This is a genomic window from Laspinema palackyanum D2c, from assembly GCF_025370875.1.
GTDB classification, from domain to species: Bacteria; Cyanobacteriota; Cyanobacteriia; order Cyanobacteriales; family Laspinemataceae; genus Laspinema; species Laspinema palackyanum.
The window spans coordinates 1-11,851 of the sequence record NZ_JAMXFD010000029.1 but is presented as its reverse complement, the minus strand read 5'-3'; the positions used below and the strand labels follow the sequence as shown (position 1 = coordinate 11,851).

General features: G+C 37.8%; 11 protein-coding genes. 10 read left to right on the top strand and 1 reads right to left on the bottom strand.

All coding sequences use genetic code 11. The features are described 5' to 3' along the window. Positions 1 to 72: 72 nt before the first annotated feature. The 10 genes from NG795_RS23695 (at position 73) to NG795_RS23650 (ending at position 10,750) form a co-directional block, all read left to right on the top strand. Positions 73 to 957 (top strand): glycosyltransferase family 2 protein, encoded by an 885-nt coding sequence (locus NG795_RS23695; protein ID WP_367291088.1) that lies wholly within the window; start codon positions 73 to 75, stop codon positions 955 to 957. A gap of 146 nt (positions 958 to 1,103) precedes the next feature. Further along, positions 1,104 to 1,496, top strand: a complete 393-nt coding sequence (locus NG795_RS23690; RefSeq protein ID WP_367291087.1) for a hypothetical protein — start codon at positions 1,104 to 1,106, stop codon at positions 1,494 to 1,496. Between the two features lie 143 nt (positions 1,497 to 1,639). After that, positions 1,640 to 2,740 (top strand): hypothetical protein, encoded by a 1,101-nt coding sequence (locus NG795_RS23685; protein ID WP_367291086.1) that lies wholly within the window; start codon positions 1,640 to 1,642, stop codon positions 2,738 to 2,740. Between the two features lie 73 nt (positions 2,741 to 2,813). Further along, positions 2,814 to 3,977, top strand: a complete 1,164-nt coding sequence (locus NG795_RS23680; RefSeq protein WP_367291085.1) for a glycosyltransferase family 4 protein — start codon at positions 2,814 to 2,816, stop codon at positions 3,975 to 3,977. A 306-nt stretch (positions 3,978 to 4,283) separates the two neighbouring features. Further along, a complete protein-coding gene (locus NG795_RS23675) occupies positions 4,284 to 4,991 on the top strand; it encodes a class I SAM-dependent methyltransferase (protein WP_367291084.1) in 708 nt (235 codons plus the stop codon). Between the two features lie 405 nt (positions 4,992 to 5,396). Beyond that, entirely contained in the window at positions 5,397 to 6,620 is a 1,224-nt protein-coding gene (locus NG795_RS23670; protein WP_367291083.1) for an ISAzo13 family transposase, read from the top strand. Positions 6,621 to 6,809: 189 nt separating this feature from the next. Further along, a complete protein-coding gene (locus tag NG795_RS23665; protein ID WP_367291082.1) occupies positions 6,810 to 7,673 on the top strand; it encodes a methyltransferase domain-containing protein in 864 nt (287 codons plus the stop codon). A gap of 27 nt (positions 7,674 to 7,700) precedes the next feature. Next, the gene (locus NG795_RS23660; RefSeq protein WP_367291081.1) at positions 7,701 to 8,816 is read left to right on the top strand and encodes a glycosyltransferase family 4 protein; all 1,116 of its coding nucleotides are present in this window, start codon (positions 7,701 to 7,703) and stop codon (positions 8,814 to 8,816) included. Between the two features lie 33 nt (positions 8,817 to 8,849). Further along, positions 8,850 to 9,746: an NAD-dependent epimerase/dehydratase family protein gene (locus tag NG795_RS23655; protein WP_367291080.1), complete on the top strand. Its 897-nt coding sequence runs from the start codon at positions 8,850 to 8,852 to the stop codon at positions 9,744 to 9,746. Between the two features lie 2 nt (positions 9,747 to 9,748). Then, positions 9,749 to 10,750 (top strand): MraY family glycosyltransferase, encoded by a 1,002-nt coding sequence (locus tag NG795_RS23650; RefSeq protein WP_367291079.1) that lies wholly within the window; start codon positions 9,749 to 9,751, stop codon positions 10,748 to 10,750. 47 nt (positions 10,751 to 10,797) lie between these two features. Here NG795_RS23650 and NG795_RS23645 read toward each other — a convergent pair. After that, positions 10,798 to 11,851 (bottom strand): transposase (locus tag NG795_RS23645; protein WP_367291078.1); only part of this gene is annotated, 1,054 nt, incomplete at its 5' end.

Genomic DNA, 11,851 nt, shown 5'->3' with positions numbered 1-11,851 from the left:
CGATCAATAATTGAATCCTAGAACTTCATACTTGTAATCATTCATATGCAAAGCTTATTAGTTTCCGTTATAATGCCCACTTACAATCATGGACATTACATTGGTCGGGCAATAAAATCATTGCTTGATCAGACTTATCAGCATTGGGAATTAATAATTATAAATAATTTTTCTACTGATGATACAGTTTCTATTGTTAGGGAATGTCAAGATCAGCGCATTCGGCTAATCAACTTTAGAAATAATGGAATAATAGCCGCATCCCGTAATTATGGAATACAACACGCAAAAGGAACTTACATTGCATTTCTTGATTCTGATGACTGGTGGACTTCCCAAAAGCTAGAGATATGTGTGCCACAACTAGAACAGGGATTTGATATTTGTTCCCATGATTTATGGCTTGTTAAGTCGGAAAATCAACGCTTTTTACGGCGAAGATTACGTTCCCGTTCGGTTTCTCTTCCTGTCTATGACGACCTGCTTTATAATGGCAATGGACTTCTTAACTCTAGTGTTGTCGTAAAAGCTGAAATACTAAAACAAATTGGTGGGCAGTCTGAAGATCCAGAACTCATTGCAGCAGAAGATTATGACTGTTGGCTTCGGATTGCTCAAGAGACTGATAAATTCATCTATATTCCCAAGGTATTAGGCTATTATTGGGTTGGAGGAGATAATATAAGTAATCCCCAACGTTTATTGGTTTTTTCAAACCGCTTATACTTTTTGTATATGCGCCCATACACTCAAATTCATAAAATAGAGCCCCCTGTATGGTGGTTGTATTGCTTATCCAAAGCCAATTTTCTCATTGGCAACGACAAAGATTGTCAACATTTTCTGTTGTTACTGTTACTTAGATCGACTGATTTAATTGTTAGTATCAAGGTGTTATATATGCTAATAATTGTGTTAATGAGGGGAACATTCTCTTTGGTAAGTAAAAAAATCTAAATTAACATGAAAGTTGGAATTGGACTACGACCTACATCGTATTTGCCAGAAGCATTTGCTTATAAAACTTATCTGCAATCAAACGGGTGGTATGTTGAGCTAGGAAATGAATATGAACTGTCCCCAAAATTGGATATTTATATTTTTTGGGTATAAAATCAGTATTTACTCAAACGAAAAACAAAGACATTATTGAAGTTCATGATTATGCCACTTTATCAACTCCCCCTTTTGCAAAAACCAAGAATCTTTTAAAGCGGCTTATCAATATTCAACCATCAGGATATATTTTTTCAAATCGTTATGTACGTGAGGGATTGGCGTTTCCCCAGAAAATTCCCTATATTTACCGCGATATGGGAGTTGATTCTGGTCTTTTTCAGAGAGCATCAAAAAATCCAGAATTTGATATAATTTATTGCGGTTCTGTATCGAATCGGAAAGGATTACTGCCTACTATTAAATTTTTCTCAGATTTACGATTATCAATCCTGGTTGTTGGTCAGCCTTGGCTTCATTGTGAAAATTATGATTTTTAGATTCGATTTCTGTATGCAATATACTCAGAGTTATAATTTAAATGAAGCATTAGTCAAACATAGAATTCATAGCCTTATTTATTAATCATCACTTGCACAATGGGTGAATTATTAGATGGTTTATCAAGTGTATTAAATTAATTATGTATTTTCCTTTGCGGCTAAAGTTACGAAAAATATTGGTTTATTTGCCCTTTATTGTTTGTTATATTGGGGTTGGTTTTTTCATGTACCCGTTATTTTTAACTCTTACGGGATTTTCCAGGAAAATTAAACTTGATTTCAAAGATATTTTGATAATAACGCTAATCATAATTTTTAGTTTGATAAAATTACCCTTTAGTGGCGTGTATATGGGGCTTTTAGATGGAATGTATTCTTTCGGATTTATAGTATATTATGTTTATTTCAAATCTTTAAACGATTATAATTTTTTAAATTTGAGAAAGCTATTATTATATTTATCACTTCTAACTATTTTTGAAGCATTTTTAGTTAACACTTTTGTGCCTGTTGAATTTTTACCAAATTATCCCGATCCAAATATAGCTACTGTCCGTACAGCCTTGTTTGGTTTTTATCAACGTCCTTATGGTTTTTGCGGACAACCATCAGTGACCAGTAGTGTTTTGGTTTCTCTGATGTCTTTACAGGAAGATAATATAAAAATCAAACATAAAAATAACAAATTTGCTGAGATTTTACCTGTAATTGCTGTTTTACTTTGTGTTTCTGGAGTTGGTTATTTAGCGTTATGTATCTTATTTATGCTTCGTAAATTTAAAAATTTCTCTCTATTTATTACAGTAACGCCTGCCTTATTAGGAAGTTATTTTGTGGTCGCAAGTTTTTTTGAACAATTGGGAACTCACATCCCTATAACTAAGATATCTCCTTGGTATATATTATTTTTGTGGGATTTTAAATTCAATCAATTTTTTGAATCTTACAATTTAAGCGATGGTATATATAGAATATGGTTTGGGCAGATTTTTACTACTAAAGAGACTACTCAGATAGGAGGCGATTTTGGTTGGATAAACTTTTTTTCTGTCAGTGGTATCCTAGGCTTGTTAATTATTATTATCACTATAGTTATGCATCTTAACAAACGAAATTATAAAACCATTATAATTCTAGTAGTTACAACTTTTCATTATGCTACGATATTTCATATCGTAGGACAAGCTGTATTTGCCTATGCTCTATGTCTAAAAAGCAAACCAAAACAAGCACTGATATAGTATAATTACCATAATCATTGTTTGAATTAATTAATTTCAAACCTTCAAAATATGTTTTTAATTTGAAAAATAAATGAGTAACTTAAAAAAGAGTCCTATTAAAATTGTTCATGTAACAACAGATCTGGCAGCACATGGCGCTCAAATGGTATTATATAGACTTTTGTCTCGGCTCAATCGAGATTGCTATGATTCAGTCGTAATTTCTTTAATGGATGGAGGTGAGCTAGTCGAAGAAATACAATCTTTAGGTGTACCCGTTTATACCATTGGCCTAAAAAATTCCATACCAACACCAGGACAAACTTATTTTTTAATTAAAACACTATCTCAGCTTAAAGCAGATTTAATTCAAGGTTGGATGTATCACGGAAATTTGGCAGCGCAAGTTAGCAATTTTTTTGTTTCTCAAAACATTCCTGTTTTACTTAGTATTCATCATTGTTTATATTCACTAGAGTATGAAAAAAAAATGACCAGGTATGTAATTCAATTATCTGCTTTTCTTTCTAGGTTGGCAACAGGTATTATTTTTGTTTCTAACGTCAGTAAGCGTCAGCATGAACAATTAGGATACTTCTCACCAAATACAATAGTTATTCCTAATGGTATTGATACTGGTCAATTTGTCCCCTCACAAAAAGCTAGAAGTGCGATTAGAGCAGAGTTAGGTTTATCTAATAATTCTTTACTAATTGGATTAATAGCTAGGTTCCACCCTATGAAAGATCATAAAACCTTTTTAAAAGCAGCAGCCTTGCTGATTGAAGAAGTTCCTGATTTAGATATCCATTTTGTTTTAGCAGGAAAAGGTATTAATTGGGAAAATACTTTCTTATCTAAATCCGTTACTCAACTAGGTCTCACTACAAGAATGCATTTACTGGGTGAGCGAAATGACATACCCTCCCTTACTGCTTCTTTAGATATTGCTTCCTTATCCTCTTATAGTGAGACCTTTTCCAACGTAACTGCTGAAGCTATGTCTTGTGGGATTCCTTGCGTGGCTACCGATGTGGGAGATTTAGCTTATGTTATCAACCAAACAGGATACCTAGTTCCTCCGCGAGAACCATTAGCCTTGGCTAATGCTTGGAAACAAGTAATTGATTTGGGGCAAGAAGGCAGAGTGGCTTTGGGTAAACTAGCAAGGAGCAGAATAATCAATAATTTTTCTTTAGATAATTTTGTTGTTCAGTATGAAAATTTTTATAAAACTATCCCGACGAGAAAGTAAAATATGTATTATGATTAATCTTGATGCGTGAAAAAAACTTATGCCGATTTCACGGTAACAACACATTCAATATGTTAGTTAAATATAGCCAGTCTAAATCAATTTGACATAAAGAGCGGCTTCCCTCTCCCGTTCTGGGAGAGGAGTTGGGGGCGAGGGTTCATTGCCAAAAGGATTTGGGGTCGCTATATAGTATTGTATTTGGTATGGAATCGTCATCTTAAAAGTTAGCTTTAGAAGCATATAAGGATCAACAAACACAATTTTCAGATATTTTGTAAATAGCTTTGAAGAGGAAATAAAAAAATGCGACATTTGAAAGCACTTGTAAAACAAACATTCCCCGATGTTATAATATTCTTAACTCAACTTAAAGCACGAAAACTAAAAAACAAACCTATAGATAAAATATTTGTAGAAATTTATACTAAAAACACTTGGAAAAGCCCTCTTTCTCGCTCAGGAACCGGCTCTGAACTCCTCCAAACATCTACGATACAACAGGCAATTCCTATTATTATTGAACAATTAAATATACAAGTTGTTGTTGATGCTCCATGTGGCGATTTTCACTGGATGAAAGAAGTAAAACTGGACGTACTTAAGTATATAGGAGTAGATATAGTACCAATTTTAATTAATGAAAACCATAAAAGATACAGTAACGATAAGCGAGAGTTTTTAGTCAAAAATATTATTTCTGATCCTCTCCCTATATCTGATTTGATCATATGTAGAGATTGTTTAGTTCATTTATCATTTGAAGATGCAATCAAATCTCTTAAAAATTTTAAACAAAGTGGGGCAAAGTATTTGATGACAACAACATTTATTGATTGCCAAATTAACAGAGATATTATTACGGGAAATTGGAGACCTTTAAACTTGGAGTTACCTCCTTTTAATTTTCCAAAACCCATAAAATTGATTAATGAAAAATGTACTGAAGGATCAGGAACTTTTAGTGATAAAAGTCTGGGTATATGGGATTTACAATCTTTTGAAATAAAATAATAGATTGTAAGCAATAATTTTTCATAAAAATTAAAATCAACATAATCGGTGTAAAAAATTACCTGATAATGTTGATTTTCATGGCTATGATATTTCCCCTGATGCCTTTTTCTTATCTTAACAGATTATTAATCCCAAAATTCAAGGACATTTACACTACTTTTCTAAAGATACTGCTCTGGAAAGCCTAAAAGATTCCGGTTACAATATAGTTGATTATTTTTATACTGCGGGGTCTAACGATTTGCCAAATAGTATAAAGTCTAGAATATTAAAAATTCCGAGAGAGGTAGCCTTTAAAATCAATCAAGACCTGGCCGTCCGATTACTAGGGGATTTCCAGAAAATAAATTCTGCAATGCCGTGATAAAATAAGCATTAACCCCGTGCGCAAGGAGAACGCAGATGGAATTAACAGATTCGGTGAAAACTTTATTAATTGAGACAGCAAAGCAATTGAAAGGAGCCGCGAGACGTCGTTTCATGGCTCAGACGGTTAAGGAATTGGGGGCTGGGGGTCAGAGTCGAGCTAACAAAGAATTGGGATGGGATAGGGATACAGTAAGGAAAGGAGTGCGGGAACTAGAGACCGGCATAACTTGTGTAGATAATTATAAAGGCCGGGGGCGCAAAAAATCTGAGAACCATTTGCCTCATCTATTGGCAGATATTCAATCGATAGTAGATAGTCAGAGTCAAACGGATCCTACATTTAAAAGTAACCGCTTATATACCCGCTTGAGCGCGGAAGAAGTTAGAAAGCAACTGATTCTGCAAAAAAATTATAGGTCAGAAGAGTTGCCCACGACAGAAACCATTAGACGGAAACTTAACGACTTAGGTTATTACCCGCAAAAAGTGAAAAAAAGTAAACCTCAAAAAAAAATTCCCGAAACCGATGAAATTTTTGAGCGGATGGAAGTGATTAACGAAGAGTCTTTACTGTGTCCTGACACGTTAGAAATATCAATGGATGGCAAAGCTGCCGTTAACATTGGGCCTTTTTCCCGAAAAGGAAAAACTCGCATCCCAACTTTAGCTTGCGATCATGATTTTAATTCAAACAGTAAAGTCATACCTTATGGGATCTTTTTACCTCAGTCAGACGACTTATTTTTATATTTTATAAAATCCCAAGTTACGAGCGATTGCATCGTTGATATTTTAGAAGAGTGGTGGCAAGAATTTGGCTCCAGGTTTGGGGAGTGTAAGACCCTGCTAATCAAACAAGATAATGGCCCCGAGAATCATTCACGAAGAACTCAATTTATGAAACGCATAGTCGAGTTTGTTGAAACTTATAAAATCAATGTGCGTCTGGCATACTATCCGCCCTATCACAGTAAATACAATCCAATTGAGCGGACTTGGGCTGTGTTAGAAAATCATTGGAATGGCACCATTCTTGAGGATATCAAAACCGCTTTGCAGTGGGCAGAAACCATGACTTGGAAAGGTAATAATCCCGTAGTAAAGCTCGTGGAAAAGACCTATAAAACAGGAGTTCAGCTAACGTCTAAAGCGATGAAAGAGCTGGAAACTAAGCTCACTCGTTTTATCAACATAGAGCCAGAAAATCAGTACAACTTGGGTAAATGGTTTGTAGACATCTTCTATAGTACCCCGTAAAATTTGCAGATTTTATTTTGTGGAACTCCCTAGGTGGATACGCTCTCTTGGTTTTAGCTAAATAATAGTTAATTATAAAACGACAAAGAAAGTTTATATCAAGGTATAAATATCCAAAGATTCTCGATTTGGGTATTATATTTAGATTAAAGCTTTACACAGACCACAAACTTTCTGTAAAAAATTTCTATGAAGCCTTTAACAAAATATGTCCCCTGGTGGGCAAAAATTGGTGGGAAAGTGATTTTATCTCGTTTGCCAACGAGTTATCATTTATGGAAAAATTTTTCTTTATTTGAACATGGTTCAATGCAGGATCCTGCTTATGCTTATTCAGTTTTTAAGCAGCACTTCGATCGCATTCAACCACCTGCCGGATTTACTAGCTTGGAATTAGGACCGGGAGACTCTTTGTTTTCTGCTATAGTTACAAAAGCTTTTGGAGGTTCTTCATCCTATCTTGTTGATACTGGAGACTATGCTACTCAGGATATCGACTCCTACAAAATAATGGCTGAATTTCTTGATCAAAAAGAATTAGCAGTCGATTCTACATGGACTAATTGGCAATCAGTATCAGATATTCTTGAAAGTTGTTCTGCTCATTATCTGACATCCGGTTTATCTTCTTTAAAATCTATTCCCGATAACTCAGTTGATTTTATATGGTCTCAAGCAGTTTTAGAGCATATTAGAAAACATGAATTTCTCGTTCTTATGCAAGAGTTACGCCGAATTATTAAAAATACTGGTTCTTGTTCTCATGTAATTGACTTAAAAGATCATCTAGGGGGAAATCTTAATAGTCTTAGATTCCCGGAAAAAATTTGGGAGTCAGATTTTATGGTGAAATCAGGATTTTATACCAATAGAATCCGTTATTCTGAAATGATCGATTTATTTCAAGAGGCTAATTTTCAGATTACATCTGTTGAAATCAAAAAATGGGATAAATTACCAACTTCACGGGCAAATTTAGCACTTCCATTTAAAAATATGCCAGATGAAGAATTACTGGTATCTGAGTTTTCAACAATTTTACAGCCTGTTTAGATATTTTGAGTAACTATAAATGAGTCGATGAAAATTTTATTAATTATTACCAGATCGGATGCAGTAGGGGGCGCACAACTTCATGTCAGAGATTTAGCATTAAGGCTTCTGAGAGATGGATATCAGGTCATGGTTCTCACGGGGGTCAGAGGAAAGTATAACGATTTATTAGAAAAAAGTGGAATTCAGAATGTTGCTTGCCCAACGTTTAAAAACAATATTAACCCTTTAGAAGATTGGCAAACCCTCAGTTTTATCAAGCAAACAATTAGCCAATTTAAGCCCGATTTAGTGGCTACTCATTCCAGCAAAGCGGGAATTTTAGGACGCTGGGCTAGTAAGCAAAGCAAGGTTCCTTGTATCTTCACTGCTCACGGATGGTCTTTCGCGGAAGGAATTCCCGAACCGAAGCGCACCATTTACCAACTATTGGAGCAGTGGACGGCTAAATTTACCGATCGAATTATCTGTGTTTCAGAGTACGATCGCCAATTAGGGATTAAAGCAGGCATTGAACCTAATCGTTTAGTTAAAATTCACAACGGTATTAGCGATATTTCTCCCGAACTCATCGCTAGTCCTGGTCATAGCAATCCAGTTAGGATTGTCATGGTGGCTCGCTTTGAACCCCAAAAAGACCATAGAACTATGTTGATGGCACTCCAAACGTTAAAAGAAGTTGAACTAGACTTGCTTGGAGATGGGCCTGATATGGAAACCTATAAAATAATGGCGAGAGAATTAGGGATTGCTGACCGGGTAAATTTTTTAGGGTTTTGTAGTAATGTCACTGATCGACTTACTCAATATCAAATTTTTGCACTGATGACGAATTGGGAAGGATTTCCTATTTCCACTTTGGAAGCAATGAGAGCAGGTTTGCCTACTGTGGTTTCTGATGTCAATGGTTGCTCTGAAGCAATTATTGAAGGTGAAACAGGTTACTCTATTCCACAAGGAGATGTAGAGACTTTACGAACTCGTCTAAAAACTCTAATCAGCGACTCAGAACTCCGCGTCAAAATGGGTCAATTAGCTCGTAAAAGATATGAAAAAGAATATACCTTTGAAATGATGTATCAATGTACTATCCAAACTTATCAGAAGGCACTAACATCATACTCCAAAGTAATTCACATTTAAGATAAGTTAATCACCAAAATTTATCAAAATATTATGAGTATATTAGTGACTGGATGTACGGGGCTAACTGGAGGTCTATTTTTAAATTATTTTTCCCAAGTATTTCCAGAACGAGAATTAAATTGTCTGGTTCGACCTAATAGCGATCGCACTACCATCAGTAATGTAAATTTAAAATTAAATTACTGTGTTGGCGATAGTTCAACTATTGAAACTTGGGAAAATATTTTTAGTAATTTTATTCCTGATACCATCATTCACCTAGCCCAACTTCGACATATACCCACTATTATTTCTTGTTTAAATAAATTGGAAAAAATACCGCGTTTAATTATTATTGGAACTACTGGAATTTATTCTCAATATAATGAATACTCACAAGACTACAAAATAGCAGAAAGTCAACTCCAAACATATCAAGGGTCTTATTGTTTGCTAAGACCAACCATGATATATGGTTCCCACCGAGATAAGAACCTTCATAAACTGATAAAATTCTGCGATCGCTACGGATTCTTTCCCGTCTTTGGCGCTGGTGACAACCTGGTGCAACCCGTTCATGCTGACGACTTAGCCCAAACCATCTTAACCGCACTTCAAAGACCCCATATCCAAGGGGCTTATGACCTCTCTGGTGGTACGGTGGTCACCTTCCGAGAACTGCTAACTTTAGTCGGAAAACTACTCGGCAAACCAGTACGCCAGATTTCATTACCCCTCAATGCAGGTATCTGGTCAGCCACACTTCTGGAAAATATCGTAAAAGAGCGATCGCCCGTCCGTCGCGAACAAATCCTTCGCCTACAAGAAGACAAAGCCTATCCCCATGATGCCGCCCAACGAGATTTAGACTTTTTCCCCCGTACCTTAGAAGAAGGTCTGCGTCAAGAGGTAGAGTTAATGCGTAGCCTAGGCATGATTTCCAGTTAGCCATGTATCTTGCGATCGCCCTTACCTCCTTCCTCCTCAGCCTCCTCACCACAGGCTGGCTCAAACAACGCTTTAGCCAAAACCTGCTTGACATCCCCAACGATCGCAGTTCCCATAGCCAACCCACCCCACGGGGCGGCGGCTTAGGCTTCATCATCGCCTTTGCCGCCATTACCCTATCAACCCCTATCTTGTCAAGCTATTTCCCCAAACTTTTCCCAGAAAACCTGTTACCCCTCACCTCTCCCCAACCCGTTTTACTGCAACTTTGGGCCATCCTCACTCCCCTCGCCCTCATCGGCTTCCTGGACGACAAACATAACCTCCCCTCTAGCATCCGCTACCTAGTCCAACTCACCGCCGCCAGTATCGCCATCTTCTGTTTCGGCCCCTTTCCCCAACCGTGGCTCACCCCCTGGGGAACAGCGGGCAGCATCATCGCCATCCTCCTCACCCTCATCGCCATCACCGCCCTGATTAACTTCTACAACTTCATGGACGGCTTAGATGGCTTAGTTGCCGGAGTCACCACTGTGCAAATCGGCTTCCTCGCCCTCTACCTCAACCAACCCCTCTGGTGGCTGCTCGCCGCTGCCCTCCTCGGCTTTCTGTGGTGGAACTGGTCCCCGGCCAAAATCTTCATGGGGGATGTCGGCAGTACCGTCCTAGGGGCCTCCGTCGCCATTGCCCTGCTCAACGCCGATCGCCCCACCCCAGCCTGGACCGCCCTCGCCATCACCCTCCCCCTCACCGCTGACGCCATCTCCACCCTAGTTCGCCGCCTCATCCGCCGGGAAAACATCTTCAAAGCCCACCGGAGCCACCTCTATCAACGATTACAGCAATCGGGGTGGAGTCATCGACAAGTTGCCAGTACCTATATGGGCTGTACCCTGCTGATTGCCCTGAGTATTTTGCTGTGGGGTGGCGTGGGGGCTTGGATTGGATTAGCCCTAGTGGGGGTGGGAATGGCTGGGGGAGAGGTGTATTTGGGGAAGGGGTAATCTGGGGGGGCAGAAACGGGGTTTCTTATTCCAATACCTTCGCCAATTTAATGGTCACTGGCCTCATGGGAATGTTGATGGATACAGCCCAGGCTGGATAAGCGTTTCAAAATCTGACCCAATAAAACTGGGTCAGGTTTTTCCTTAAGCAGTTTGATGGTTTCTTCTGCATAACGGTACCCTCTAAATTGACTTTTGAGATCCCGAACACTGGACAGAGGCCCCTGCTGGGTAACCTTTAAGAGATAATGGGATAAATTCACCATAAAAAATGAAAGATTTGCTGCATTAGTCACCCCGGTCTCCTTAATATTCATAAAGTCTTCTAGTCCCCAAAATTGTTTGGCATCTCTAAAGTTAAATTCTATTTGAAATCGCAGTCCATAATAATCCATTATTTTTTCATAACTTAAGTTCACATCGCTGGAGAATAAAATGACATGGCTTTGGCTTGAAGTCCGCTGGTTGGTTTTGATTATAATCACGACATTCAAATCTTGGGCAAATTCTTTGTGCAGAAGAGTAGCTTGATAAATCTCTGTCGTGATTTTGTTTTTGTCCGTTGTCTTTTTTTTCAAATACTTGGCGGGAATTTGACCAATATGAAGCCTGGGGCCATACTTGGCGTTAGTTTTTGGTTCGGAATTAGAGGGTTCATAAGGAAAAAATAAAGCGGAGTCTTGGCGCAATTTAGAAATTAAATGAAGCTTTAATTGACGAGCCATTTGCAATGCGTTATTATTTCCGAAATGTCCGTCCAGCAATAAATACGTCAAAGGGAGAAATTGATTTATACAGCCGAGCAATTGCGCAATTGCTGCCTTGATGTGCAATAACTCGGGAGTAAAAGTTACTTGTGTTTTGTCTTTATTTTTGCTCCCGGGGGGTCGGCCTCCTTTGTTTTTGACTAGAGATTTATCCCCCTTATCCTGAAGGCTCGTCTTATCTGGGGAGCCTGATTTAAAATTTTTCGCTGATTTTTTCTCCTGGGATTTAGCTTGCTTTCTTTCTTGGGCTGCCGCCTTTTCTTCTGGAGTTTTTAGGGTTTGTTCGATGTGAATAGGAAAGGATTTTCTCTGTTGAACGCTAACTAAAGACAAA